At 59.2% G+C, this 26909-nt stretch carries 24 protein-coding genes and 1 tRNA gene; 12 read left to right on the forward strand and 13 right to left on the reverse strand.

Annotation, left to right across the window (positions count from 1 at the left end):
- Positions 1 to 4: 4 nt before the first annotated feature.
- Both ACMXYJ_RS11635 and ACMXYJ_RS11640 read right to left on the reverse strand, forming a co-directional pair.
- The gene (locus ACMXYJ_RS11635; protein ID WP_415759923.1) at positions 5 to 1702 is read right to left on the reverse strand and encodes a copper resistance system multicopper oxidase; all 1698 of its coding nucleotides are present in this window, start codon (positions 1700 to 1702) and stop codon (positions 5 to 7) included.
- 110 nt (positions 1703 to 1812) lie between these two features.
- Positions 1813 to 2517, reverse strand: coding sequence for a murein L,D-transpeptidase catalytic domain family protein (locus ACMXYJ_RS11640; RefSeq protein WP_150655366.1), 705 nt, complete (start codon positions 2515 to 2517; stop codon positions 1813 to 1815).
- An 81-nt stretch (positions 2518 to 2598) separates the two neighbouring features.
- Between ACMXYJ_RS11640 and ACMXYJ_RS11645 the strand changes: the two genes are divergently transcribed.
- Together ACMXYJ_RS11645 and ACMXYJ_RS11650 are read left to right on the forward strand one after the other, a co-directional pair.
- Positions 2599 to 4347 (forward strand): L,D-transpeptidase family protein, encoded by a 1749-nt coding sequence (locus tag ACMXYJ_RS11645; protein WP_415759924.1) that lies wholly within the window; start codon positions 2599 to 2601, stop codon positions 4345 to 4347.
- Positions 4347 to 4865: a lipopolysaccharide biosynthesis protein gene (locus tag ACMXYJ_RS11650; protein ID WP_415759925.1), complete on the forward strand. Its 519-nt coding sequence runs from the start codon at positions 4347 to 4349 to the stop codon at positions 4863 to 4865. Before ACMXYJ_RS11645 ends, ACMXYJ_RS11650 begins: the two co-directional genes overlap by 1 nt.
- Positions 4866 to 5001: 136 nt before the next feature.
- Here ACMXYJ_RS11650 and ACMXYJ_RS11655 read toward each other — a convergent pair whose 3' ends face one another.
- Positions 5002 to 5844 carry a LysR substrate-binding domain-containing protein gene (locus ACMXYJ_RS11655; protein WP_415759926.1) on the reverse strand — a complete coding sequence of 281 codons (843 nt, stop codon included), beginning with the start codon at positions 5842 to 5844 and terminating at the stop codon, positions 5002 to 5004.
- Between the two features lie 108 nt (positions 5845 to 5952).
- On the opposite strand from ACMXYJ_RS11655, the gene ACMXYJ_RS11660 reads away from it, so the two are divergent.
- From ACMXYJ_RS11660 to ACMXYJ_RS11675, 4 genes are all read left to right on the forward strand, one after another.
- Positions 5953 to 6657: a haloacid dehalogenase type II gene (locus ACMXYJ_RS11660; protein ID WP_415759927.1), complete on the forward strand. Its 705-nt coding sequence runs from the start codon at positions 5953 to 5955 to the stop codon at positions 6655 to 6657.
- A 13-nt stretch (positions 6658 to 6670) separates the two neighbouring features.
- On the forward strand, positions 6671 to 7462 hold the full coding sequence (locus ACMXYJ_RS11665; RefSeq protein ID WP_415759928.1) for an aldolase: 792 nt from the start codon (positions 6671 to 6673) through the stop codon (positions 7460 to 7462).
- A 65-nt stretch (positions 7463 to 7527) separates the two neighbouring features.
- A complete protein-coding gene (locus tag ACMXYJ_RS11670; protein WP_415759929.1) occupies positions 7528 to 9099 on the forward strand; it encodes a sensor domain-containing diguanylate cyclase in 1572 nt (523 codons plus the stop codon).
- 143 nt (positions 9100 to 9242) lie between these two features.
- Positions 9243 to 10649, forward strand: a complete 1407-nt coding sequence (locus tag ACMXYJ_RS11675) for a DUF1254 domain-containing protein (protein WP_415759930.1) — start codon at positions 9243 to 9245, stop codon at positions 10647 to 10649.
- A gap of 32 nt (positions 10650 to 10681) precedes the next feature.
- On the opposite strand, the gene ACMXYJ_RS11680 is transcribed toward ACMXYJ_RS11675, so the two are convergent.
- Both ACMXYJ_RS11680 and ACMXYJ_RS11685 read right to left on the reverse strand, forming a co-directional pair.
- Entirely contained in the window at positions 10682 to 11020 is a 339-nt protein-coding gene (locus ACMXYJ_RS11680; protein WP_415759931.1) for a hypothetical protein, read from the reverse strand.
- 91 nt (positions 11021 to 11111) lie between these two features.
- Entirely contained in the window at positions 11112 to 11594 is a 483-nt protein-coding gene (locus ACMXYJ_RS11685) for an HIT family protein (RefSeq protein WP_415759932.1), read from the reverse strand.
- Between the two features lie 226 nt (positions 11595 to 11820).
- Here ACMXYJ_RS11685 and ACMXYJ_RS11690 point away from each other — a divergent pair, with 226 nt between their 5' ends.
- The 3 genes from ACMXYJ_RS11690 (at position 11821) to ACMXYJ_RS11700 (ending at position 16223) form a co-directional block, all read left to right on the forward strand.
- Positions 11821 to 14391 (forward strand): bifunctional diguanylate cyclase/phosphodiesterase, encoded by a 2571-nt coding sequence (locus ACMXYJ_RS11690; protein ID WP_415759933.1) that lies wholly within the window; start codon positions 11821 to 11823, stop codon positions 14389 to 14391.
- A 99-nt stretch (positions 14392 to 14490) separates the two neighbouring features.
- Entirely contained in the window at positions 14491 to 15285 is a 795-nt protein-coding gene (locus ACMXYJ_RS11695) for an exodeoxyribonuclease III (protein WP_095128615.1), read from the forward strand.
- A 110-nt stretch (positions 15286 to 15395) separates the two neighbouring features.
- The gene (locus ACMXYJ_RS11700; RefSeq protein WP_415759934.1) at positions 15396 to 16223 is read left to right on the forward strand and encodes an arylamine N-acetyltransferase family protein; all 828 of its coding nucleotides are present in this window, start codon (positions 15396 to 15398) and stop codon (positions 16221 to 16223) included.
- A 3-nt stretch (positions 16224 to 16226) separates the two neighbouring features.
- On the opposite strand, the gene ACMXYJ_RS11705 is transcribed toward ACMXYJ_RS11700, so the two are convergent.
- The 3 genes from ACMXYJ_RS11705 to ACMXYJ_RS11715 form a co-directional block, all read right to left on the reverse strand.
- Positions 16227 to 16712 carry a hypothetical protein gene (locus ACMXYJ_RS11705; protein WP_095128613.1) on the reverse strand — a complete coding sequence of 162 codons (486 nt, stop codon included), beginning with the start codon at positions 16710 to 16712 and terminating at the stop codon, positions 16227 to 16229.
- A gap of 111 nt (positions 16713 to 16823) precedes the next feature.
- Positions 16824 to 17276 carry a hypothetical protein gene (locus ACMXYJ_RS11710; RefSeq protein ID WP_415759935.1) on the reverse strand — a complete coding sequence of 151 codons (453 nt, stop codon included), beginning with the start codon at positions 17274 to 17276 and terminating at the stop codon, positions 16824 to 16826.
- The gene (locus ACMXYJ_RS11715; RefSeq protein WP_415759936.1) at positions 17273 to 17734 is read right to left on the reverse strand and encodes a hypothetical protein; all 462 of its coding nucleotides are present in this window, start codon (positions 17732 to 17734) and stop codon (positions 17273 to 17275) included. The genes ACMXYJ_RS11710 and ACMXYJ_RS11715 overlap by 4 nt, the downstream gene beginning before the upstream one ends.
- Before the next feature lie 185 nt (positions 17735 to 17919).
- Between ACMXYJ_RS11715 and ACMXYJ_RS11720 the strand changes: the two genes are divergently transcribed.
- Positions 17920 to 19437 (forward strand): nucleobase:cation symporter-2 family protein, encoded by a 1518-nt coding sequence (locus ACMXYJ_RS11720; RefSeq protein ID WP_415759938.1) that lies wholly within the window; start codon positions 17920 to 17922, stop codon positions 19435 to 19437.
- Positions 19438 to 19628: 191 nt separating this feature from the next.
- On the opposite strand, the gene ACMXYJ_RS11725 is transcribed toward ACMXYJ_RS11720, so the two are convergent.
- A tRNA-Asn gene (locus ACMXYJ_RS11725) sits at positions 19629 to 19704 on the reverse strand.
- A gap of 227 nt (positions 19705 to 19931) precedes the next feature.
- Between ACMXYJ_RS11725 and ACMXYJ_RS11730 the strand changes: the two genes are divergently transcribed.
- Positions 19932 to 20162 (forward strand): hypothetical protein, encoded by a 231-nt coding sequence (locus ACMXYJ_RS11730; RefSeq protein ID WP_010456061.1) that lies wholly within the window; start codon positions 19932 to 19934, stop codon positions 20160 to 20162.
- Here ACMXYJ_RS11730 and ACMXYJ_RS11735 read toward each other — a convergent pair.
- Complete coding sequence (locus tag ACMXYJ_RS11735; protein WP_415759939.1) at positions 20159 to 20359, reverse strand: hypothetical protein; 201 nt, start codon at positions 20357 to 20359, stop codon at positions 20159 to 20161. The genes ACMXYJ_RS11730 and ACMXYJ_RS11735 overlap by 4 nt on opposite strands.
- Positions 20360 to 20611: 252 nt before the next feature.
- Entirely contained in the window at positions 20612 to 21808 is a 1197-nt protein-coding gene (locus tag ACMXYJ_RS11740) for an amino acid aminotransferase (RefSeq protein ID WP_046047749.1), read from the reverse strand.
- Positions 21809 to 22159: 351 nt separating this feature from the next.
- Between ACMXYJ_RS11740 and uvrB the strand changes: the two genes are divergently transcribed.
- A complete protein-coding gene (gene uvrB / locus ACMXYJ_RS11745) occupies positions 22160 to 24175 on the forward strand; it encodes an excinuclease ABC subunit UvrB (protein ID WP_415759940.1) in 2016 nt (671 codons plus the stop codon).
- A gap of 106 nt (positions 24176 to 24281) precedes the next feature.
- Here the strand turns inward: uvrB and ACMXYJ_RS11750 are convergent, their stop codons facing one another.
- Positions 24282 to 25832: an MDR family MFS transporter gene (locus tag ACMXYJ_RS11750; protein ID WP_415759941.1), complete on the reverse strand. Its 1551-nt coding sequence runs from the start codon at positions 25830 to 25832 to the stop codon at positions 24282 to 24284.
- Positions 25822 to 26871: an HlyD family secretion protein gene (locus ACMXYJ_RS11755; protein ID WP_415759942.1), complete on the reverse strand. Its 1050-nt coding sequence runs from the start codon at positions 26869 to 26871 to the stop codon at positions 25822 to 25824. The genes ACMXYJ_RS11750 and ACMXYJ_RS11755 overlap by 11 nt, the downstream gene beginning before the upstream one ends.
- Positions 26872 to 26909: the final 38 nt, after the last annotated feature.

Raw genomic sequence — 26909 nt, forward strand, 5'->3', positions numbered from 1 at the left:
CGCCTCATTCTTCCACCCGAACTTCACGGAACATGCCCATTTCCATGTGGTACAGGAGATGGCAGTGATAGGCCCAACGGCCGAGCGCATCGGCGGTCACCCGATAGCTGCGTCGGGAGCCGGGCGGCATGTCGATGGTGTGTTTGCGCACCATGAACTCGCCGTTCTCGTCTTCGAGGTCGCTCCACATGCCATGCAGATGGATCGGGTGGGTCATCATCGTGTCGTTGACCAGCACCACCCGAACCCGCTCGCCGTATTTGAGGCGCAGAGGTTCGGCATCGGAGAACTTCACACCGTTGAACGACCAGGCAAATTTCTCCATGTGGCCGGTGAGGTGCAGTTCGATAGTACGGCTGGGCTCGCGGCCATCCGGGTCTTCGAAGGTGCTGCGCAGGTCGGAATAGGTCAGGACGCGGCGGCCGTTGTTGCGCAGACCGAGGCCGGGATCGTCGAGTTTGGGGGCGGTGGTCATGGCTTGCATGTCCACCAGCGGGTTGTTGTTTTCCGTCGCAGGGTGGGACTGCATGCCGGGCATGGCCATGGCGCTGTGATCCATGCCCGCCATGCTGCCGTGATCCATCCCGCCCATGCCCATGTCATCCATGGTCACCCGCGGTCGAGGGTCCAGCGGCGGTACCGGCGCGGATAAACCAGCCTTCGCTGCAAGTGTGCCGCGTGCAAAGCCAGTCCGATCCATCGACTGGGCGAACAAGGTGTAAGCCGCTTCGGTCGGCTCGACAATCACATCGAAGGTCTCCGCCACCGCAATGCGAAACTCATCGACGCTCACCGGTTTGACGTGCAACCCATCGGCTGCGACCACCGTCATTTTCAGCCCCGGAATGCGCACGTCGAAGTACGTCATGGCGGAGCCATTGATGAAGCGCAGGCGCAACTTCTCGCCCAGTCGGAACACGCCCGTCCAGTTCGAATTCGGCGCCTGGCCGTTCATCAAGTAGGTATAAGTTGCGCCGCTGACGTCGGCGAGGTCCGTGGGGTTCATCTTCATTTCGGCCCACATCTTTCGATCGGCGACCGTGGAACCCCAGCCTTTCTCGCTGACGTCGTGGATGAAGTCACCCACGGTGGGCTTGTTGTAGTTGTAGTAATCGGACTGTTTTTTCAGCGTCTTCATCAGGTCGACGGCATCTTCGTCGGTCCAGTCGGTCAGCATCACCACGTAATCGCGGTCGTACTGGAACGGCTCCGGCTCCTTCGCATCAATCACCAACGGCCCGTAAACGCCGGACTGTTCCTGTAAGCCTGAATGGCTGTGGTACCAGTACGTGCCGTTCTGCCGAACCTTGAATTGATAGACGTACATCCCACCCGGTTCGATGCCGTGAAAGCTCAGCCCCGGCACGCCGTCCATGTTGGCCGGCAGCAAGATGCCGTGCCAGTGAATGGAGGTGTCGGCGTTGAGTCTGTTTTTCACCCGCAGCGTCACCGTGTCGCCTTCGCGCCAGCGCAGCAGGGGCCCGGGAATGCCGCCGTTGATGGTCATCGCGGTGCGCGGGTTGCCGGTGATGTTGACCGGGGTTTCGCCGATGAACAGGTCGAAATCGGTGCCCGCCAGCACCTGCGGCTCGCCGGGACCGGTGACCGCCCAGACAGGCGTGCGCCATAACCCGAGGCCGCCGAGGAGCCCGCCCGCGGCCAGCCCCTTTACGAAGGTGCGTCTTGATGTGTTGGAGTGCATGCCGTGTTCCCGGTCCGTCAGCGTGGAGAGAGCTTGATGACGAGGCTAGCGGGCGGTGCCTTTCAGCAGGCTGAGGTGGGGATTACAGTTTTGTCAGTTTCATGCCGTACTTATTGGCGTGTACCGGGCGTTGACGCTGCAGCCACAGTGCCGCCACCGCAATTGATATACGAGGACGACTTCAACCAGCGTTGATCCGGGTAATAAGAAAACAACAACTGCCCATCTTTCATCGAATCAATCAACTTATGCGCAATGGCCGGCCGCACAGCCGGACACCCCAGGCTTCTACCGATCCGGCCATTCGCTCGGGCAAGCACCGGACTGACATAGGGCGCCCCGTGAATAACGATCGCTCGCTCGAACGCGTTATCGTTGAAACCCGGCTCCAGTCCTTCCATGCGCAAGGAATAACCGTTCTGCCCGACATAGCTCGACTGGGTGCGGTACAAACCGAGGCTGGTGGCAAAGCTTTCATTCTGATTGGAGAACTTGACCGCCATGTTCTCACCGCTGTTGCGACCGTGGGCGACCAGTTCGTGGAACAGTAATTTACGTTTCTTCAGATCGAACACCCACAACCGTTGTTCGGTCGAAGGCAGTGAGTAGTCGATGACAGCAAGTCTTTGGACAGGTGCTTTACCTTGGGCCAAGCTGCATTGGGTAGCGCGTACGGCCAGCCCGATGACTTTGGCGTTGGCGCCTGGTGCTGCTTTGAGCAGCGCGGCTTCAAGCGAATCGGCGTAGGCTGCCGGTACCGAAACTGACGTCAGCAGCAGGGCCGTGAATAGGAAACCAAAGCGGTCTAGCGCCATATGTAAGTCTCACATTAATGTTTCGAGTCTAGCAGTGTGCAGGATGCTAGCCGTTGAATACGGGGCGATTAAGGATTATCCATGGGGCAGTTAACAAGGTTATTCGTCATAAGCCGCATCTTTTTTATGGGCTTTCTGATCAGCGGCGCAGCGATTGCAGAAACTTCGCCGATTGAGGCGGTATCTGCCGTCATCAGCAGAAATGGCGCAGCACCTGACGATTACGTCGCTCAAACGATTCAGGCGGCACTTGAGCCATTGAGTTCAGCGTTTCCACCTTTGCTCACTTCACGTGGTCATCAACGGGTGGATCCGAGTCGCGTGGTCATGGATTTTTACATGCATCGGAGTTACCGCTCGGCCTGGGCGAACGACAGCGATGTCATTCAGTTATTGAAAAGCCTGAGCGAGACCCAGGCCGATGGGTTGGAGCCTGCGGACTTTCATATCGATGAGTTGGCGAAGGCCAGAGCGTCGATGCAGGCAGCAGAGCCGACGGTGGAGCAACGGGCGGCGTTCGATATCGCGGCGACCCGGACCTTTATCACGGCGCTGCTGCAATTGCGGCGCGGCAAGGTTGACCCTTCGCGTCTGGACATCCATTGGAACTTCGACCCCGTCGGCGCCGATCCTCGTGGCGACATGAATAATTTGTTCGCCGCGCTCGATGCTCATGACGTGGCGCGCGCTTTCGCGCAAGCGCCACCACAAGAGGCGGTTTACCGCAGTCTGCGCGTGGGCCTGGCGCAACTGCGCAAGGTTCGGGACGCGGGCGGCTGGCCGAAGATTGCCGAAGGCCAATCGCTCAAGCCAGGGATGGATGACGCCTCTGTCGCGCAGTTGCGAGCACGTTTGGTGGTGGGTGGTTATCTGGCCCCATCAATCAAGAAACGCACTGATTACGACGACAGCGTCACCACAGCGGTGAAAAAGTATCAGACCGAACAATACCTGGGGGCGGATGGCGTGGCGGGGGCCGCGACACTGGCTGCGCTGAATGTGCCCGTAGAGGCGCGGATAGACCAGGTCCGGGTGAACATGGAGCGTGCGCGTTGGTTGCTGTACAAACTTCAGGGCACTTTTGTCATCGTTGATATTGCGGGTTACAAGGTGGCGCTTTATCGCGACGGTAAAGCGATATGGCGTTCCCGGGTTCAGGTCGGTAAGCCGTTCCGCAGTACGCCGGTGTTTCAATCCGAGATTACTTATGTAACGTTCAACCCCACCTGGACCGTGCCACCGACCATCCTGGTCAAAGACATGCTGCCCAAGATTCAACGAGATCCGGGCTACCTTGCCGCCAGCCGTATAAGAGCCCTTGATCGAGAGGGGAATGTGCTCGACCCGTCGACCGTCGACTGGGATAACGCGCGCGGTATCACGCTGCGACAGGATGCCGGGCCGGATAATTCTCTGGGGCAGGTGGTCATTCGGTTTCCCAATGAGTATTCGATTTACCTCCACGACACGCCGCATCGCGAGATGTTTGCGCAATCACGCCGTGCTACCAGTTCAGGCTGCATACGGGTGGAGAACCCGCTGCAGTTAGTAGAGCTTCTGTTCAACGACCCGGTTCGTTGGAACAGCGCCGGGATACAGGCTCAACTGGCGAACGGCAAGACCGAAAACATCAGGCTTCCCGTCAAGGTGCCGGTGCTGTTGGCTTACTGGACCGTGGACCTGAGTAACGATGGTCGAGTGATATTCAAACCCGATGTCTACGGGTACGATTCCGCGGTACTGCGGGGGTTGAATCTGCCTTCGGAACTGCCCGTTCTGGATGTGCGACGAGCAGGAACTTCTGCTGTGGCGACGGGGCAAAACCGGTAATGCGCATCAGTCAGCGGGTTGCTCTGTGGCAAGAGCACATCTGGCATACGACGGTAGCGGCTGTGGGCGAACTGTATTTACTCGGCCGAGCACCCAAGCTCTCCTGGGCGGACCTGGTTTTCAGGGCCGATAAAGAACTCGTCAGAAGTCGCAAACTCGGAACTGGCCGCAATAGAAACCTTGGTTTCAGCAGGAACCTTAAACGCGGTTTTTTTGATGCCCGTACCGTGGCTTATCTGGCTTTGCAGATTGCGTATCACGTGGGGTTTACCAAGGTGTTTTTGGTTGGCGTCGACTTGAATCAGTCGGTGAGCCGTTTTTACGAAGAGGGCGACACGGTAGCGTCGCCATGCCTGCTCGATCAGCATTTCTATACGAGAATCCTGCCGTCGTTCGAGATCTTGTCGAAGTACGTCGTGGATGATGATTTTCAGGTCTACAACTTGTCCGGTTCTTCCAGGATTCCGGGTGATCTCATTCCCCGAGTGACGCTGGACGAGATCGACAAGTTGATCTAAAAGTTGTCCGTGCTTTATTGAAATGGGCGCCCTCGGGGCGCAATGCCGATCAGTTAAGCCATTTCAGCTGCTACAGATCGTGTTACGGCTTAACTGATCGGCATTGCCCGCGAGGCACCCTTTTTTTCTCTGGTGATTATGTCTGGCGCAGCCCCTCGCGCAAAAACTCCACCAGCGCCCGTTGCAACCCGGTCAGCGCTCCTTCGCGGCTGATTAACGCCAACTCCGTCGGCGGCAGTTCGGGCAGGTCGGTGCACACGCTGTGCTCAGGCAATACGGCCGAAGCGGGCAGTACCGACACCCCCAGACCTGAAGCCACCGCCGCCTGAATGCCCGTCAGGCTATGACTGCCAAACGCAACCCGCCAGGGCCGCTGAGCCACATCCAGCAGGCGGATAGCCCGTTGACGGTAAATGCAGCCCTGCGGGAACAGCGCCAATGGCAATACCCCGTTGGCTGAATCCACGCCGGCACCTTTGACCCACACCAACACTTCCGGCCAGGCTGCCCAGCACGGCCCGCTGTCCGGTTCGCGCTTGACCAGCGCAATGTCGAGGGCGCCCGCGTTCAGTTTCTGCTTGAGATCGATGCTCATGCCGCTGACGGTTTCCAGGCGCGCTTCAGGTCTGGCCCGGTTGAAACCCGCGAGGATGACTGCCAGGCGCCGAGCGTCGAAATCCTCCGGTACACCAATGCGCAAAATCTCCAGATCGAGGTCGCTGGCCAACGCTTCAACCGCCTCAGAGGACAGCGCCAGCAAGCGTCGGGCATAGTGGATCAGCAGTTCGCCATGCTCGGTGAGACTGACGTTCTGCCCGGTGCGATCACGCAGCAACAGCGTATGCCCGACCAGTTCTTCGAGTTTGCGAACCTGTTGGCTCACCGTGGATTGGGTTCGATGCACGCGTTCGGCGGCGCGGGTGAAGCTGCCTTCGTCGACCACGCAGACGAAGGTCTTGAGCAATTCGAGGTCGAGCATGGCGGCTTCCTTGATATTTGATTTGTAACTGACGAGTCGATATTAATTTAATTTAACACTATCACCAATGGCTCGTAGTCTGAAGATCACCTTTCAGAGGACACGAACATGGCACTCAAAAACACCCCACGCCCCGAGTGGCTGACTTTCGATTGCTACGGCACGCTGATTCAATGGGATGAAGGCTTGAAGGCCGTGGCCGCCGAGATTTTGCGCGACAAGGGCGACCACGCCGTTGATGTCGATCGCCTGATCGAGGTGTACGACCGGCATGAACACCGCTTGGAGCAGACCCCGCCGCATCGCTCGTTTCGCCAGTTAAGCACGCAGGGCTTGCACCTCGCGCTGGAGGAGTTGGGGCTGGCGAGCGCGCCCGAAGACAGTCAGCGGCTGGCCGGGGCGATCCCGCGAATGCCGCCGTTCCCCGAAGTGGTCGAGACGCTCGCGCGGCTCAAGGCGATGGGGTTCAAGCTGTGCATCGTGTCCAACACCGATGACGACATCATTGCCGGGAACGTCGCGCAACTCGGTGGGCATATCGACCGGGTCGTCACCGCGCAGCAGGCGGGTGCTTATAAGCCGAATCCGCGGTTGTTTGACTACGCTCATGAACAGCTCGGCGTCAGTCGTGATCAGGTGGTGCACATCTGCGCGAGCCCGATGCTGGACCATACTGCCGCCCGCGACATGCACTTTCGCTGCGTCTGGATTGACCGCGGCACGGGTCGGCAGTTGCTGCCGGACTATCAACCCGATGCGATATTAAGCACGCTGGACCAGGTCGTGCCCTTGTTCACATCCCTTGGCTGGTAAACACGGAGTCGTCATGGCACACACCCTTGCAGGCAGTTCCCGTCCCTCGCGTTACGCCGATCTGAATCTCGATTCGCAGGCTGCCATCACCGCTCGCACGGAATTGGCAGCGTGCTTTCAACTGGCGGCGCTGTACGGACTGGAGGAGGGCATCTGTAACCATTTTTCCGCCATGGTGCCGGGCCGGGATGATCTGTTTTTTGTGAACCCCTACGGCTACGCGTTCGAAGAAGTCACCGCTGACAACCTGCTGGTCTGCGACTTTCACGGCAATGTCGTGATGGGCGAAGGGCTGCCGGAAGCGACCGCTTTCTACATCCATGCGCGACTGCACAAAAAGCTGCCGAGGGTGAAAGTGGCGTTTCACACGCATATGCCGCACGCCACGGCGTTGTGCCTGCTGCAAGGCCCGCCGCTGTTGTGGCTGGGGCAAACGGCGTTGAAGTTCTACGGCCGTACGGCGGTGGACGAGGATTACAACGGTCTGGCGCTCGACGAGTCCGAAGGCGACCGGATTGCCAGCGTCATGGGCGATGCCGACATTCTGTTTTTGAAGAACCACGGGGTGATCGTCTCCGGGCCAACCATCGCCGAAGCCTGGGACGATCTCTATTACCTTGAGCGTGCCGCCCAGGTGCAGTTGATGGCGATGGCGACCCAGCGTGAACTCAAGCCGGTGCCCCATGAGATTGCCCAGCGGGCCTATGAGCAAATGCGCCTGGGGGATGCAGAAAGTGCCCGGGCGCATTTGCACAGCGCGATGCGGCGACTAGCCAAAGGGCATTTGCCCCATACCCCCCCGTAGACTAAGCTCACAAAAAATAAGGGTTTTGGGGTGTTACCCATGCCTTACCCTTACAGGACGAGCTTTTGCCTATCCCCCTTCACGATCCGCACAACGCCACCGGCGTCACGTTGAAACGGTTACCTCTGCGCAAAGCAGCGGTACTGTTTATCGCGGTCGTGTGCCTGAGCCTGTGCGGTTTGCTTTACCTGCAACTGGAGCAGTCGCGCCGGCATGACCTGGCGTTGGCGCAAGTGGCGTCATCAAACCTGACGCGGGCCATGGCGCAGCAGGCCGAAGACACCTTCATGCAAGCCGATCTGGTGCTGACCAGTCTGGCCGACTGGATTCAGGCTGACGGTTTCGGCGCGCCCCAAAAGGCACGCTTGCAGAAAACGTTCGCCCGGCGGGTGCAGGCACTGAATCAATTGCACGGGATATTTCTGTTCGACCAAAAGGGGCAGTGGGTCGTTACCTCTTTTGACGAACTGCCACGCGGACCCGGTGTGGGGGATCGCGATTATTTCAAGTTCCACCAGCAGAATGTCTCCTCGCTGGCGCACATCGGGCCGGCGATTCGCAGTCGGGAAAATGGCGAGTGGATCATTCCGGTTTCCAAGCGTGTGAGCGACAAGAATGGCAATTTCCAGGGCGTCTTGTTGGCCGGCATCAAGATGGCGTACTTCGATGAGTTCTTCAAAAGCTTCAACATTGATGACAACGGTTCGATGTTTTTGGGCTTGACCGACGGAACGGTTCTGGCGCGACGGCCGTTTGTGGATTCGCTGATTGGCACATCGTTGGCCAAGAGCGAGATCTTCGAGAAATTGCTGCCCAACGCGCCTTCTGGTAACGCGATGTTCAGCTCGCTGGTCGATGGTGTTGTGCGGTTGTATGGCTACCGTCAGCTCGACGCTTATCCGTTGGTCGTGTCTGCCGCCTCGTCCAGGGAATCGATTCTCAAGGATTGGTACGACACGGCATTTCACTCCACAGTCATCGTTGCCCTGGTGGTGTTGGGCGTGGGGCTGTTCGGCTGGGTGTTCCTTTATCAGGTGCGTGTCGGCGAACAGGTCGAGGCGGATTTGCGCAAGGCAAAGGAAGCGCTGAAGCTGATCGCGACCCACGACAGCCTGACCGGCCTGGGCAATCGCCGGCTGTTCGAGGGAGCGCTGGACATCGAGTTCGGCCGAGGCGCCCGGCAGTCGAGTTCGCTGAGCCTGATCATGCTCGATATCGATTACTTCAAGCGCTACAACGACGCTTACGGCCACGTGGCGGGAGACCATTGCCTGGCAGAAGTGGCGCGGGCGGTGAAGGGGTGCTGCCATCGAAAAGCGGATTTGGCCGTGCGCTACGGCGGTGAGGAGTTTGCGGTGTTGCTGCCCGACACCGACATTCACGGCGCGATGGTGATTGCCGAGCAGATCCGCCGCAGCGTCATGGACAAGAACATCATCCACAGCGGTTCACCCTCGGGCTTCGTGACGGTCAGTCTGGGTTGTTACTCGTTTGTGCCGGCGGGGCGGGACAGCATGGAAGTGTTCATCGAACGTGCGGACGCGGCGCTGTATCAAGCCAAACATTCGGGGCGAAACCGCTCGGCGGTGCTGTCGATGGAGGGCGGTGTCGAGGCACTGCTGCGTTCGGATCGTTGAGGTGTCTCGAGAGGGTGTTTCACCCGCGCAACACCCCGGCCAGCCGGCTGTCCGCCTGTCAGATCCTCTTCAATTGATCGTCTAGAGTTGCGGTAGCCCTGCCGATCCCGGCAGATCTCCCCACCGCACGGATGATCGTCAAAATGTTGATTACTCAAGCATTGGCAGCCGTTGCTCTAACCGTTGCAGCCTGCGCCATCTTTCCGCTCGCGAGCCACGCTCAATCGAAAGTCACAGCCGAAGAAGCACACGCCATTGGCGTGGATGCCTACCTTTATTTTTACCCGCTGTTGACCATGGACATCACCCGCAAGCAATTCACTAACATCGAACCGGGCAAGGAATTCGGTAAAGGTCCGATGAATATGTTTGTCAGCGTGCCGCAGTATCCACCTGCAGATTTCAAAGGGGTGGTGCGCTCGAACTTCGACACTTTGTATTCCATTGCCTGGCTGGATCTGACCCAAGAACCGCTGGTGATCGCGGCGCCCGATACGGCCGGGCGTTTTTACCTGCTGCCGATGCTCGACATGTGGACCGATGTATTCGCTTCACCGGGCTGGCGCACTACGGGCACCCAAGCGGGGCAGTTTCTGGTGACACCGCCGGGCTGGACCGGGACGGTGCCCGCCGGACTGAACCATCTGCCGGCGCCGACGCCCTTTGTCTGGGTCATTGGCCGCACCAAGACCGACGGCGCTGCGGACTACGCGGCCGTGCACAAAATTCAGGCTGGCTACACCGTGACACCGTTGTCCCGACTGGGTAAAAGCCCCGAGCCGGTCAGCGTGAACATTGACCCGGCCGTGGACATGAAGACCCCGCCCAAGATCCAGGTCGACTCAATGTCGACGGCCGACTACTTCGCCTACGCCGCCGAATTGCTCAAAGTGCACCCTGCGCACATCACCGATCAACCGATCCTCGCGCAGATGAAGCGAATCGGTATCGAGCCTGGAAAATCCTTCAACATGGATGCACTGGCCCCTGAAATCAAAGCAGCGCTTCAGACCGTGCCCGAAGATGCGCAGGCGCTGATGACGTGGAAGGTTCCAACCCTCGCTCGCGTGGTCAACGGCTGGTCGATGAACACCGACACCATGGGCGTCTACGGCAACTACTACCTCAAGCGCGCGATCGTTGCGCAGATGGGGCTCGGCGCCAACTTGCCCGAGGATGCGATTTATCCGCTGAACATCGGCGATGTCGAAGGCAAGCCACTCGATGGAGCGAACAAGTACGTGCTGCATTTCGACAAGGGTGAAATGCCGCCGGTAAACGCTTTCTGGTCGATCACCTTGTACGACCCCGAGGGATTCCAGGTCGGCAATGCGCTCAACCGGTTTGCGTTCAGTAGCTGGATGCCGTTCAAGACGAACGCCGACGGTTCGCTGGACATCTACTTCCAGCACGAAAACCCCGGCAAGGACCTTGAAGCCAATTGGCTGCCGGCACCGAAGGGCGGGTTCAATCTGACCATGCGTTTGTATGGGCCCAAGCCCGAGGTTTTGAACGGCAAGTGGAACCCGCCGCCGGTCAAGCCAGCCTAGTCCCGCGTTTCAGGCCAAAAAGCAGCCGATGATCATCGGCTGCTTTTACGCGTCCAGCTGCCCGTCCCGCCACCGGCACCGCCCGTTCCACCGCCCGCCGCGCCTGTGCCACCCCCCGCGCCAGAGCCGCTGTTCCCGGCATTGCCACCATTTCCGCCACCCGACGAGCCCGATCCGCTATTGCTGCCGTTAGCGTTTTGGTCGCTCGAGGGGTGGTCAGGGTTATTGTTGGGCGCCATGTTCGAGGCGCCGATTGATCCTGACTTGGTTCCGGTCGCTTCAGCGCCATCGCCAGAGGCTGCAAAAGTGCCGACGGCCACGGCGGACAGCACTCCCGCCAGTAACAGCGAGGTCATTTTGATGCTCATCATGGTGCGTCTCCAAAGATGAGTCGTTACCTGATGATGGTATGAAGGGCACGGCGGTTGGTGTCGATTGGTTGACGAGTGGCCGGTGTGCGTTTCAGGCGAAAGCCTCGCGCAGGTGGCTGATCGCTGCTGCTACTGTCATTCCCGGTGCGGTCGGCGGATCAGGCCGCTCACAAAACTCACGCCATACAAACAGCGTTAGCTCGGCACCATCGGTGATGCTGTCCGGGTTGGGGGATGAGAAGGTCTCTAGCACTCTGTAGCGTTCATCCTGCCAGAACAAATCCTCCACCCAGTCGTAGATCGGTATGACATGAAAGTGAATCGGATGGCCGGGTTCATGTCCGTAGCGACCAATGTACAGCCGTTTGGGTTTGAACAACGTTTCGACAATCCGTTGAGTTTTCGCCAGCATCGGGCCGAGCTCGGCGAGGGCGCTTTCGGGCAGTTCGTGGAGCGCGCTGACGTTAGCTCGGGCGCCGAGCATCACGTAACCAGGCAATGCCGAGTTGAGGCGGTGGTTGACGATCCAGTGTTCGGTTTCATGGAGGATGAAGTGCTGGGGGATGAGGGGCATGTCATGACTTCCTTTTCTTGCGCGGCATCAAAAGGTACGCGGGCGATCCGTGCAATTACAGGTTTGCGGCCGTCGATTGGCAAGGGTTGCGTAATCGGTTCTCCATTAGCGGCAATGACTTGCGTTATCCAGGCGCCAGGGCCCAGCATGGCTGCTATGGTCAATAAACGCTCGGCCATCGCTAGCGTTGCATCCCGATCAGGCAATCGATTGACAGGATAAGTGTATGGATATGACCGCCGTTACCACTGTCGCCGCTCCCCGTCATACGCCGATAACCCGCAACCTGGTGTTGGTCGTCGGCTTGCTGTTTGTGCTGGGTGTGCTGATCGCCCTGTTGGCCTTGTTCAACATTGCCGGGCGTCTGGACGCCCAGGACCTGGCCAAGACCACGTTCTACACCCAGCGTGCGCTGGAAAACCGCATCACCGCCTCGAAAAACTACGTCGCCAGTTATGCAAACTGGACGACCGCCTACGACCATTTGAACGGCACGGTCGATGTGCAATGGGCTTACGTCGAGCAGAACCTGGGCAAAACCTTGTTCAGCATCGATCACTACGATGGCGTCTTTGTGGTCGATCATCAGCAAACCAAATACGCCGTGGTGCGCGGGCTTCAGGTGCAGGAGGCGGCGAGCACCTATCTTTCGGCATCAATGGCGACGCTGATACAGGCAGTCCAGCGTCAGGAAAGCCTCATTGATCCGGTCAGCCAGTTCACGCTGTTCGAGGGCAAACCGGCATTGCTGACGGCTGCCGCAATCGTCCCCAATGACGAAAGGCCGGCGGTCGATCCTCAAAGCACCTCGGTGCTGGTGTTCGTCGACCAATTAAACCCTGACAAGCTCAGCGCCCTGAGCGCCGATTACGGTTTGCATGATTTAAACCTGACGCCTGATAACGCCATCTCGCCCGGCAGTCCAGTCGTGGCACTGGCGGACACCGGCTACAGTCTGGTTTCCCGGCTTGAGCAGCCTGGTCACCAGTTGCTCTGGTCGCTGCTGCCGCCATTGGGCGGCGCGCTGTTGGTGCTGGCGTTGTTAACGGCTTATTTCTTCCGGTATGTCTTGCGCACGTCCGGGCACGTGGATGCCAGCTACACCAGCCTCGATTTATCGAACCAGGCGCTGGAGGCCAGTGAAGAACGTTTTCGTGCCGTGGCTGAGGCTGCTTCCGACTGGATCTGGGAAATCGACGACAAGCATTGCATCTCTTATCTGTCAGGACGTTTCGCCACCGTCACCGGTTTTTCCGATCAGCAATGGATAGGGCAGGACATCGGGCAATTGCTCAATTGCGATACGCTGCCCTTGTCGCTGTGGCTGCATAAGCTCAATGAAGAACAGCCCGTCAGCCATTTGCGCTGCTCCTATCGCGATCAGTCGGGGCAACAGCGTATTTGCCGGGTTTCGGCACGACCGATCTATCGCAAGGGCGCGGTGCTGGGCTATCGCGGAACGGCCAGCGACATCACCGATGAAGTCGCCGCCCATGCCCAGATCCAGCATCTGTCGTTGCACGATGCCCTGACGGGGCTGCCGAATCGCAACAAACTGGCGCGCTTCCTCGACGAGGCCCTGGCGCAGAAAGAGCATTCGGCGGCGCTGGTGCTGTTGATGATTGATCTGGATAACTTCAAGCCGATCAACGATTCCCTCGGTCACCCGGCCGGCGACGCCGTGCTGCTGGAAGTGGCCACCCGATTGCGCGAGTGCACACGGGACATCGATCTGGTCGCCCGGCTCGGTGGTGATGAGTTTGTGCTGGTGCTCAACGGCATGGACAGCCACGCCGAAATCGACCGGTTCTGTGAACGTTTGCTCGAGAGCCTGCAGCAGCCGATTCATTACGAGCATCACACGCTGCACATCGGGGCGAGCATCGGTGTCGCCTTGAGTCGGCGTCAGGGGCACATTCCCAATGAGCTGATCCGGTGTGCCGACATTGCGCTGTACCAGGCTAAATCCGACGGCAAGAAGACCTGGTGCTACTTTGCGCCGCACATGAACGATCAGATCCAGCACCGTCGGCAACTGGAAAACGACCTGCGCCGGGCGATCAAAAACAACGAGTTCGTGATGCATTACCAGCCGCGCTACAACATGGGCGGCAAGCAGGTGGTCTCGGTGGAAGCGTTGCTGCGCTGGCAGCATCCGGAACAGGGGCTGCTGGGCCCCGACGAGTTTATCCCTTTGGCTGAACAGACTGACCTGATCGTGCCCTTGGGGCGTTGGGTGTTGCGCGAAGCCTGTGAAACGGCCCTGACGTGGCCCGGTGCGTTGATGGTGTCGGTCAATTTGTCGCCTGTTCAATTTGCCCGCAGCGATGTGGTGGAGGACGTCAGGGAGGCATTGATCCAGTCCCGTTTACCGGCCAGTCGTCTGGAGCTGGAGATCACCGAAAACGTGATGCTCATCGATGTGGAGGGCGCGTTGGCGACCATGAATGCGCTCAAGGAGCTGGGCGTGCGGTTGAACATGGACGACTTCGGCACCGGCTATTCGTCCCTGGGTTACTTGCGCACGTACCCGTTCGACGGGATCAAGATCGACAAGCGTTTCATCTCGTCCATGAGTGGCGGCGGCAATGACCGCGCCGTGGTGCAGGCGATCATCAACCTGGGCAAAGCCATGGGTCTGACCGTGACGGCAGAGGGCGTCGAGACCCTGGAGCAACTGGACTTCCTGGTCTTGGACCAGTGCAACGAGGTGCAAGGTTTTTACTTGAGTCGGCCTATGGAAAAGCAGGCGTTGCTGCCGTTGCTGAAGGCATCGCATGACGAGTTTCCAGTGTAGGGGCGTGCCTTTAGTCGCCTGACTCGCTCGTAGAGGCAACTGTCGGGACGCACTCCCGGTCACAACTGGACATCGACCCTGCGTTGCGAGCGTTGGCCCATGAAGAACCTGAAAATCGCGACATTCAACGTCAACGGCATGCGCGCCCGACTGCCGAACTTGCTGGCCTGGCTTGAGCGAGAGCAGCCAGATATCGCGTGTTTGCAGGAGCTCAAGTCAGTCGACAGTGCATTCCCCGCCGCCGAGCTTGAGGCCGCTGGCTACGGCGCGATCTGGCAAGGTCAGTCTTCGTGGAACGGGGTGGCGATTCTGGCGCGGGATGCTCAGCCGCTGGAGAGTCGTCGAGGCCTGCCGGGCGATGACAGCGACACCCATAGCCGGTATCTGGAGGCCGCCGTGCACGGGATTCTGGTGGGCTGCCTGTACCTGCCCAACGGTAACCCGCAGCCGGGGCCGAAGTTCGATTACAAGCTGGCGTGGTTTGAACGGCTGATCCATTACGCACAGACGCTTCAGGCCAGTGAGCATCCCGTGGTCCTGGCTGGTGACTACAACGTGGTGCCCACCGACCTCGACATCTACAACCCGCGATCCTGGCTGAAGGATGCGTTGCTGCAACCCGAAAGCCGCGAGTGTTATCAGCGCCTGCTGGCCCAGGGCTGGACCGACTCCTTGCGCCATCTGTATCCAGAGGATCGGCTCTATACCTTCTGGGATTATTTTCGCCAGCACTGGCAAAAGAACTCAGGGCTGCGCATCGATCATCTGTTGCTTAACCCGGCGCTCAGCCCTTATCTGCAGGAGGCCGGAGTCGATGCCTGGGTTCGCAACGAGCCCCATGCGAGTGATCATGCGCCGACGTGGATTCGATTGAGTTCGCGCAAGCTGCGTTGATATTGGCGTGTGCGGCGATTGGTTAAATCAATTGTCGGTCGAACCGCTTTTTCCCTTATACATGGCGCCCATCGGCGGAGAAATCCGGCCCCATGCATAAGGACTGAGCAATGAGCGAGCCACACCTGAGCAATCTTGCGTTGTACCTGCAACGCCTGGGCTTCGACGCGCCGCCGGCGCCGACCCTGGAAACCCTGCGCCAACTTCAACTGCGCCACACCGGCGCTTTCGCGTTCGAAAACCTCAGCACGTTGTCGGGTCAGCCGGTGCTCATCGACCTGCCGTCCATCGAGCAAAAGGTTCTGCACGACGGTCGCGGCGGTTACTGCTACGAACTCAACAACCTGTTCCTGGCCTTGCTCCAGGCGCTGGGCTTCGAGGCTCGCGGCCTCTCCGGCCGAGTGGTCATGGGCCAACCCGAAGGCGCATGGACCGCCCGTACACACCGCTTGAGCCTGGTGACCCTGGACGGCGTGCGCTACATCACCGACGTCGGCTTCGGCGGCATGGTGCCCACCGCACCGCTGATGCTCGATACCCCGGCTGAACAGTTCACACCTCACGAACCCTATCGCATCGAGCAGCACGAGGATGGCTACACCCTGCGCGCCAACGTCGCCGGCGAATGGCGGGCGATGTACATTTTCGATTTGCAGCGCCAGGAAGACATCGATTACGCCGTCGGCAACTGGTACGTCTCGACCCATCCCGAATCATCGTTCGCCAGGCAGCTGATGGTGGCGCGCACCGGCGAAGGGTGGCGCCGCACGCTGAACAACGGCAGTTTTGCGATTCATCGGATCGGCAGTGAGACTGAACGGCGGCAAGTGACGGATGTGGATGAATTGCTGGGTTTGTTGCGCAGCGAATTCGACATTCGAGTGCCACGGGAGGCGGCGTTGCGCCGGGTTATTGAAGGGCTGATTCAACAGCCCTGAGCCTCACAGCTGCAGTCCCTCCTGCACCACCGACAGCAGATTGTCTTCGGTCATGGCGATCGCATCCGGTTGTTGCCCGGATTGATCGATCGCCTGCAGCCACCACTGCGTCTCGCCGTGTTCGCTCACGGTTCGCAGCATCGAGAGTGTTTTCCCTTGGGTGCGGATCTCGACCCGCCCGGCACCATCCTCAGTGAAACGAGCGACGGGGTCGAAAGTGATGCTGTGGTGGTTGCCTTCAATCAGTAACTGGTCGATGGCGTAGTCGTAGGTCGCACCGTCAGGATGACGCTCGAAGACGTGCGTCGGCACTCGCCGGATGTTCAGCCCGGCTTCGCTGAGCGGCGCCAGCCAGGTTTCGATGAGGTGGTACAGCTCGTAAACCTGTGCAGGCCAGCTGTCTATTTGGTGATCTACACGAAGTGTCTCGTCGGCGCTGGACTGCTGGGTTTGCTTCAGTTTCGCGGCGAGTTGGTCAGCCTTGCTCATGTCGATTTCCTATCCTGGACTCAGTAAGAGCGTACCTCTATCAAGGTAGTGCACGTCTTGCCTTGCGTCATGTTGCCGGGAGATTTTGGCTTCAAGGGGCTTGTTCCTGTTTTAACGAATATCCCGTCGCCACGTTCCGCTCTTGGGATGAAAGCGCCTGCACGCCACACCCAGTCGCGGGTAAATCCAGGGGATACCGAACCGGCGAATCGTGAAGTAAAACCGGTAATCGGCCAGGCCCGCGAAGGTCGCGAAAAAGTGAGCCTCATCCAGCCATACCAGCTCTTCCAGATAGTACGAGCTGTACATGCATCCGACGACGTGTTCGCCCAATACGCTTTGAAGGTCTTTACTGATCAACGAAAAGCACACGGCTTCTTCAAAGGGGCAATCGAAGTCGGTCACCAACAGATAGCTGGACGCGGTTTCGTATTGGCCCAGCAGCGTGCGACCAGAAATGGCCAGCGCTGAGCGGTGGCCGTCGATGATCAGCGGTGATGCTTCGGGGTTCGGGTCGTCGGGGGCTTCAGGCTGCCAAAGGGCGAATCGCTCCAGGGGATTCATGGTCGTGAGAGCGTCCGTGATTTTGCGTTACGTTGGTTTTTTTGGACTCGACGCCACGCCCAGTGGGTGATCAGCCCGACTGCCGCGCCATCGACCAGCCAGTACGACCACAGCAACCGACATTCCGGGTGAAGACAGACCAGCCCGGCGATCACCAGTCCAGCCAACACGCCAGTCACCCAGTTGGCGTAACCCTTGGCGCTGAGCCAGGCGTACAGCGGCGTGAAACCCAAGAGCAGCGGCACTACGCCGTAAAACATGCCGTCGACCAAAAAACTCACAAGGATGTCAGCGCCAAGGACGAGGCCAAATTCCAGGTCAGGGGGATCCATGGCATAGGGCACGGCAATGGCCAGGGCTTGCACGACGACCACAGTGCAAAACGCGCCGAAGGTCAGGGGCAGGATCCGGGCAAGGTGTTCGAGTGCTGAGCGATTATTCAAGGTGGCGGCTTCCATGTCCGTGATTGTCCGCCAGAGTGCGGAGCGGCAGAGTTTATCAGGGAAGGTGAGGCGCAAGCCTCTGGTGTGGAATGGCCATGTGTCCATCATCTGACTGATGAGTTGTATACAACTCTATAGACATTTGTCCTGAGTCTTGCATACAGTGTGCGCACAACAAAAACCAGGGAACCCCCCAAACCATGAAAACGCCCCATGTTTCACACCAACGGCCTGAGGATGAAAATCTCGGGGTCGGCGCGAATATGGCTTACGGCCTGCAACACGTTCTGACCATGTACGGCGGCATCGTCGCGGTGCCTTTGATCATCGGCCAGGCGGCCGGGCTCTCGCCAGCGGACATCGGTTTGTTGATTGCTGCTTCATTGTTTGCAGGGGGGCTGGCGACATTGCTGCAAACCCTGGGTTTACCGTTTTTCGGCTGTCAATTGCCGCTGGTACAGGGCGTGTCGTTCTCTGGCGTCGCGACGATGGTGGCGATTGTCAGCAGTGGCGGGGAGGGCGGGTTTCAATCGATTCTCGGGGCAGTGATAGCCGCGTCGTTGATCGGCCTGCTGATCACGCCGGTGTTCTCTCGAATCACCAAGTTTTTCCCGCCGCTGGTCACGGGCATTGTGATCACCACCATCGGCCTGACGCTGATGCCAGTGGCTGCACGCTGGGCCATGGGCGGTAACAGCCATGCCCCGGACTTCGGCAGCATGGCGAACATCGGTCTGGCGGCGGTGACGCTGGTGCTGGTGCTGCTGTTGAGCAAGATCGGCAGCGCGACCATCTCGCGTTTGTCGATCCTGTTGGCGATGGTCATCGGTACGGTGCTCGCGGTGTTCCTTGGCATGGCGGACTTCTCGTCCGTCACTCAAGGCCCGATGTTCGGCTTCCCGACGCCGTTCCACTTTGGCATGCCGACCTTCCACTTCGCCGCGATCCTGTCGATGTGCATCGTCGTCATGGTGACCCTGGTGGAAACCTCGGCCGACATCCTGGCGGTCGGTGAAATCATCGGCACCAAGGTCGACTCCAAACGCCTGGGCAACGGCCTGCGCGCCGACATGCTGTCGAGCATGATCGCGCCGATCTTCGGCTCCTTCACCCAAAGCGCGTTCGCCCAGAACGTCGGACTGGTGGCGGTGACCGGGATCAAGAGCCGCTTCGTGGTGGCTACCGGCGGTTTGTTTCTGGTGATCCTCGGTTTGCTGCCGTTTATGGGGCGCGTCATCGCCGCTGTACCGACTTCTGTCCTCGGCGGTGCCGGTATCGTGCTGTTTGGCACCGTGGCCGCCAGCGGTATTCGTACGCTGTCCAAGGTCGACTACCGCAACAACGTCAACCTGATCATCGTCGCCACCTCCATCGGCTTCGGTATGATCCCCATCGCTGCGCCAAACTTCTACGACCATTTCCCAAGCTGGTTCGCCACGATCTTCCACTCGGGCATCAGCTCGTCGGCGATCATGGCCATCGTGCTGAACCTGACCTTCAACCACCTCACTGCCGGTAACTCGGATCAGCAGTCGGTGTTCGCGGCCGGTACTGAGCGCGTTCTGCGTTATCAGGATCTGGCAGCGTTGCGCGAAGGGGATTATTTCAGCGAAGGCAAATTGCGTGACTGCGACGGGAATGAGATTCCGGTGGTGGAGGTGGCCCATGCATCAGATGAGCACCACCCCATCCATGCGAAAAGCAGTGAGCATGTCTGACGGTTTATAGCCGCAGGATCAAAAGATCGCAGCCTGCGGCAGCTCCTACAGAATTTGTGTTCGCCCGATGAATCACGGGTGTACGCGATTCCCATGTAGGAGCTGTCGCAGGCTGCGATCTTTTGACTTTATGAAACGCCACAAAAAAGCCCCTGAACCTTTCGATTCAGGGGCTTTTCGATATTACTGTCTGGCTCCACGACCTGGACTCGAACCAGGGACCCAGTGATTAACAGTCACTTGCTCTACCAACTGAGCTATCGCGGAATGGCGTGTATGTTACTGATTCAAAAAGAGAAGTCAAGCACCTGTTAACAACTTGGCGGGTTCATGGGGACGGACGGTGGTTTATCGACCGCGGGCGGTTACCAGAATCGCCTCAGAGGTCTACCATGGTCGCCCGGAAGTGGTTACACGCGCTGCCGGCCATTCGCCGAAAAGGTACGCGCCATGAATCACCCAACCACCACACCTTGCCACAACGGGGTGTTCGCATGAGCATCGCTCAGATCAGCCTGCCCAAAGGCGTCGGCCCTCACGCCGAAAAACTGTTCGACGCAATCACTCAGGCCAGCACCGCTGACGATTTGAACCGTGCCGGTGGCAAGGCGGAAGGTTTTGTATTGGGCCTGGAAAGCGCCAAGGCCATCAAAAGCCAGGTCGCCGAATCGCTCTACGTCGCCTATGACGACGCTGCCAGCCAGCGCGCAACCGAACTGGCCTAACCGCCGAAAGTTACGGTGGCGAGCATCAGTTTGGCGTACAGCATCGTTGCGGCCAGTTGCACCAGCCACAAGGCCAGGCCGCCGAGAAACACGCCGGCAGCGACTTGCACTACCAGGTTGTTACCGCGTTTGGCCGGGGTGCGAGGCACGAAGTGGTCCAGCTCATCGCGGTCTGCGCGTAGGTCATCGTTTTTCATGTTGGCTCTCAAAAATTCTCGGGTGTACATAAAACCATGTGGGAGCGGGCTTGCTCGCGAATGCGGTGTGTCATTCAGCATAGATGTCGACTGAAACACCGCTTTCGCGAGCAAGTCGGATCGCCGCACCGCCGCTCCCACATTTGATCTGCGTGCAGTCTAGAGCGGTCGTTCGCTGCGCTGGGATTTATCTGAGACAAATAAAAAAACGGGAAGCCATTTGGCTTCCCGTTTTTCGTATCACCGGACGACTCAGATCACCGCAACGATGGCCTTGGTCACAACGTCGATGTTGCTCTGGTTCAACGCGGCCACGCAGATACGGCCGGTGTCCAGGGCATAGATGCCGAACTCGCTGCGCAGGCGGGTCACTTGCTCAACCGTCAGGCCGGAGTAGGAGAACATGCCGCGCTGACGACCGACGAAGCTGAAGTCACGCTGTGGAGCTTGCTTCGCCAGCTGCTCAACCATCTGAATGCGCATCCCGCGAATCCGCAGGCGCATTTCAGCCAGTTCTTCTTCCCACTGCGCGCGCAGTTCCGGGCTGTTTAATACAGCAGCAACGATGCTTGCACCGTGGGTCGGCGGGTTGGAGTAGTTGGTGCGGATCACGCGTTTGACTTGCGACAGCACGCGCGCGCTTTCTTCTTTCGATTCGCTGACGATCGACAGGGCGCCCACGCGCTCGCCGTACAACGAGAAGGATTTGGAGAACGAGCTGGAAACGAAGAAGGTCAGGCCCGATTCAGCGAACAGACGTACAGCCGCGGCGTCTTCGTCGATGCCGTCGCCAAAGCCCTGGTAGGCCATGTCGAGGAACGGTACGTGACCTTTGGCTTTCACCACGTCCAGCACGTTATTCCAGTCCGCCGGGCTCAGATCCACGCCGGTCGGGTTATGGCAGCAAGCGTGCAGGACAACGATGGAGCCGGACGGCAGGGCGTTCAAGTCTTCCAGCAAGCCAACACGGTTCACGTCGTGGGTCGCGGCGTCGTAGTAGCGATAGTTCTGCACCGGGAAACCGGCCGTTTCGAACAGCGCGCGGTGGTTTTCCCAGCTTGGGTCGCTGATCGCCACGACGGCGTTTGGCAGCAGTTGCTTGAGGAAGTCGGCACCGATTTTCAGCGCGCCAGTACCGCCAACGGCTTGGGTGGTGATGACGCGGCCAGCGGCGATCAGTGGCGAGTCATTGCCGAACAGCAGTTTTTGCACAGCCTGGTCGTAGGCGGCAATGCCGTCGATTGGCAAGTAGCCACGGGAAGCGTGTTGAGCGACGCGAATCGTCTCGGCTTCGACAACGGCGCGCAGGAGTGGAATTCGCCCCTCCTCGTTGCAGTAAACGCCGACCCCCAGGTTGACCTTGTTGGTACGGGTATCGGCGTTGAATGCTTCGTTGAGGCCCAGGATTGGATCACGTGGTGCCATTTCGACAGCGGAGAACAGGCTCATTTTGCGGCGGCTCTGAATGGAAAGTGGAGGGACGTGTCGCGCTCCAGCCGAATGCACTAGAGCGGTGCACAAACGGGGAGCTAGTATAGAGGCCATCCGCGATTGATGGCGACAGACGATTCGGCTTTTACGGTAAGTTTTTCCGATTATTTCTCGACCGTTAGTCGATTGACATCGTCAAAGGTTTTACCCGATGTAGGACGTTTGCCTTGAAAGCGATGGCAATCGGCTCCACATTGAGCACAATCCAGTTTTTTCCTCGGGCGACATCGGTCGTTTGCGGTCTTTCCCGTTGCTGCCCGGTTCGCCCGGACAGGCGCGACTCCTGCTTCGAAAACCGAGAGGTATTTCATGTCTGAATTCCAGCTAGTCACCCGCTTCGAGCCCGCCGGCGATCAGCCGGAAGCCATCCGCCTCATGGTCGAGGGCATCGAAGCCGGGTTGGCGCACCAGACGTTGCTCGGTGTGACCGGCTCGGGCAAGACCTTCAGCATCGCCAACGTGATCGCCCAGGTTCAACGTCCGACCCTGGTGCTGGCACCCAACAAGACCCTGGCCGCGCAGTTGTACGGTGAGTTCAAGGCGTTCTTCCCGAACAACGCGGTCGAATACTTCGTTTCCTACTACGACTACTACCAGCCCGAAGCCTATGTGCCGTCGTCGGACACGTTCATCGAGAAAGACGCCTCGATCAACGACCACATCGAGCAGATGCGATTGTCGGCGACCAAGGCGCTGTTGGAGCGCAAGGACGCGATCATCGTCACCACGGTGTCGTGTATCTATGGTCTGGGCAGCCCGGAAACCTATTTGAAGATGGTTCTGCACGTGGATCGCGGCGACAAGCTCGATCAGCGTGCGTTGCTGCGTCGCTTGGCGGACCTGCAATACACCCGCAACGACATGGAGTTTGCCCGTGCGACCTTCCGGGTTCGCGGCGATGTAATCGATATCCACCCGGCGGAATCCGATTTCGAAGCGATCCGCATCGAGCTGTTCGATGACGAAGTCGAGAGCCTGTCCGCCTTCGATCCGCTGACTGGCGAAGTGATCCGCAAGCTGCCGCGTTTCACGTTCTATCCGAAAAGCCACTACGTGACCCCGCGAGAAACCCTGCTGGGTGCCGTCGAAGGGATCAAAGTCGAGTTGCAGGAGCGCCTGGATTACCTGCGCTCCAACAATAAACTCGTTGAGGCCCAGCGCCTGGAGCAGCGCACCCGTTTCGACCTGGAGATGATCCTCGAACTGGGTTACTGCAACGGCATCGAAAACTACTCGCGCTACCTGTCGGGCCGTGAATCCGGCCAGGCGCCGCCGACTTTGTTTGACTATCTGCCGGCTGACGCCTTGCTGGTGATCGACGAATCCCACGTCAGCGTGCCGCAGGTCGGCGCCATGTATAAGGGCGACCGTTCGCGTAAAGAGACGCTGGTGGAATACGGTTTCCGTCTGCCGTCCGCCCTGGATAACCGGCCGATGCGCTTCGACGAGTTCGAAAACATCAGCCCGCAGACCATTTTCGTCTCGGCCACACCGGGCAATTACGAGGCAGAACACGCCGGTCGCGTGGTCGAGCAACTGGTGCGTCCGACTGGCCTTGTAGACCCGCAAATCGAAATCCGCCCGGCGTTGACCCAGGTTGACGATTTGCTTTCGGAGATCGGCAAGCGCGTGGCGCTGGAAGAGCGGGTGCTGGTCACCACGCTGACCAAGCGGATGTCCGAAGACTTGACCGATTACCTGGCCGACCACGGCGTACGGGTGCGTTATCTGCACTCGGACATCGACACCGTGGAGCGGGTAGAAATCATCCGCGATCTGCGTCTGGGCACTTTCGATGTGCTGGTGGGGATCAACCTGCTGCGTGAAGGCCTGGACATGCCGGAAGTCTCGCTGGTGGCGATCCTCGATGCGGACAAGGAAGGCTTCCTGCGTTCCGAACGTTCGCTGATCCAGACCATCGGTCGGGCGGCGCGCAACCTCAATGGCCGGGCGATTCTCTACGCGGATCGCATCACCGGTTCCATGGAGCGGGCGATCGGCGAAACCGAGCGTCGTCGCGACAAGCAGATTGCCTTCAACCTGGCCAATGGCATCACGCCCAAGGGCGTGTTCAAGGACGTTGCCGACATCATGGAAGGCGCCACCGTACCGGGCTCGCGCAGCAAGAAGCGCAAAGGCATGGCCAAGGCTGCCGAGGAAAACGCCAAGTACGAAGCGGAATTGCGCTCACCGGGGGAAGTCGCCAAGCGCATTAAAGCCTTGGAAGAGAAAATGTACGCGTTGGCGCGGGATCTTGAGTTTGAAGCGGCGGCGCAGATGCGCGATGAGATTGGCAAGTTGCGTGAGCGGTTGATCACCGTCTGAGATTCGTGGCGCCAGGGATGGCCTCTTCGCGAGCAGGCTCGCTCCCACAAGGTTCACCGTGATCCCTGTGGGAGCGAGCCTGCTCGCGATGGGGGCGCCGCGGTCTTTAATGTGCCTCGCCAGCCTTCAATCCCGCAGGCAATGCCTTGGTCAGCAACACCGCAATCATGCTGATCCCCAGCGCAATCCCGACAAAGTGAAACGCATCGTTGTAAGCCATGATCGACGCCTGCTGATGCGCGATTTCACTGAGCTTGCCCAGCGCTGCCGTCTCACTGCCAAACCGATCCGTCAGCGACGCCATGCGCTCGGCCACCTGCGGGTTGGTCGGCACAATCGCTTCGCGTAAATAATCAAAGTAAGTCTTGGTTCGCGCATCCAGCAACGTGGCGAGGAGGGCGATGCCAATCGCGCCGCCGAGGTTGCGCAGGATGTTGAACAGGCTCGACGCCGACCCCGCGTCCTGCGGCAGGATGTACGCCGTGGCAATCAACGAGATGGTCACCATGATCAGCGGCTGGCCCAGCGCGCGGATGATCTGGATCTGATTGAACTGCGGCCCGGCGAAGTCCGGGTTCAACACGCCCGATGAAAAACTCGCCAATCCAAACAGCCCGAAACCCAGCGTGGACAGCCATTTCGGCGAGACGTATTTCATCAGCTTCGGCACCAGCGGAATCAGAAACAGCTGCGGCACGCCCATCCACATGATCACTTCGCCGATCTGCAGGGCGTTGTAGTTCTGGATCTGCGCCAGGTACAGCGGCAACAGGTAGATCGAGCCATACAATCCAACACCCATGCCGACACTGGAAATACTCGATAAACCGAAGTTGCGATTGCCCAGGATGCCGAGGTTGATCAGTGGATTGGGCTTGGACGTCTGCACGATCACAAAGGTGATCAGGCTGACGAGCGCAATGCTGCCCAGGGTGACGATCAGGCTCGATTCCAGCCAGTCCTTGCGATGGCCTTCTTCCAAAAACACCTGCAAACAACCGAGGCCGACGCCCAGCGTGAGAATGCCCAGGTAGTCGGTGCTTTTCAGCAGTTCCCAATGAGCTTCTTTCTTCTCCAGGCCGTACATCAGGCCGGCGATCATGATCAGCCCCGGCGGAATGTTGATGTAGAAGATGTATTCCCAGCCCCAATTCTCGGTCAACCAACCGCCGAGGGTCGGGCCGATGGAGGGCGCGAACGTTGCGGTCATGGCAAACATCGCCATGCCTTTGGCGCGGTGGTGTTCGGGGAGTTTGATCAGCGTGAGGGTGAACGCCAGCGGGATCAGCGCACCACCGGTGAAGCCCTGCAAGGCACGGAAGACGATCATGCTTTCCAGGCTCCACGCCATGGAGCAGAGCAGGGAAGCAGCAAGAAATCCGAGGGACACCCATACCGCGAGCCGCCGCGCCGAGAGCAACTGCACCAGCCACGCCGTCAGCGGAATCATGATGATTTCCGCCACCAGGTACGAGGTGGAAATCCACGAGCCTTCTTCCAGGGTGGCCGACAGCGCGCCCTGAATATCCTTGAGCGATGAGTTGGTGATCTGGATGTCGAGCACCGCCATGAAGGCGCCGAGCATCACGCTCATGACCGCGATCCAGTCCCGCCGGGTCGGTTCCCCGACCGGGCGGATCAGTTGATCACCGGCCATCGTCAGGGGCGTCTTTAATGTTCACTTTGGCGGTGACCGACATGCCCGGACGAATCTTGCCTTGCAGCGGATTGTCCGCGGCGAAGGTCAGTTTTACCGGAATCCGTTGTACGACTTTGGTGAAGTTGCCGGTGGCATTGTCCGGCGGCAACAGGCTGAACTGCGCACCCGAAGCGGCAAACAGGCTGTCGACTCGCGCATCAATTGGCATGTCGCTGTAGGCGTCAAAGATCAGTTGGGCTTTTTGGCCGGGTTGCATGTGGCCAATCTGGGTTTCCTTGAAATTGGCCTGAATCCAGATGTCCTGATCCGGGACGATCGACATCAGGTAAGCACCTGCCTGCACATACTGGCCTTCGCGGGCGGCGCGCTGGCCGATCAGGCCGCTGATGGGGGCGTGGATTTCGCTGCGGGTCAGGTTCAGTTCGGCCTGGGCCAGATCGGTTTTGGCGTTGGCGATCATGGCGTCGAGGCGTTTGATCTCGGCGGCCAGGGAGTTGATTTGTTGGCGCTGGCTTTGGGCGTCCGCCTGGGCTTTGGTCACTTGCGAGCGGGCGATGTGGTTGTCGGCGGAGAGGGTGGTCACCCGTTCTTCCGAGACATAGCCGGGTTTGCGCAGGGTCTGCGCGCGAGACAAATCGATCTGCGAACGACCGAGGCTGGCTTGGCTGGAGGCGACTTGCGCCTCGCTGGCGGCGATCAGGCTGGCTTGCTGAGTCAGTTTGCTTCGGGCTTGCAGGCGCTCGGCTTCACGGGTGGCGAGGGTCGCGTTGGCGCGGTCGACGGCGAGGTGGAAGTCATCGCCTTCGAGCTTGATCAGCAACTGGCCTTTCTCGACGTGCTGGTTGTCCTGCACCAGCACCTGATCGATGCGCGCGCCCAATTGACTCGACACGCGGGTGATCTCGCCCTGGACATAAGCGTTGTCGGTGCTTTCATAAAACCGTCCCTTGAAAAACCACTGGGCGAAAAAGCCCCCGGCAATCAGCAGGACGAGCAGCAGGAAAATAAACAGGCGACGCTTGAGTTGGGCAGGCATGGGCAGGCTGTAGTCGAGAAATTGTAAGGAAAGTTATC

This window comes from Pseudomonas arabinosi, from assembly GCF_047758675.1.
GTDB lineage: Bacteria > Pseudomonadota > Gammaproteobacteria > Pseudomonadales > Pseudomonadaceae > Aquipseudomonas > Aquipseudomonas arabinosi.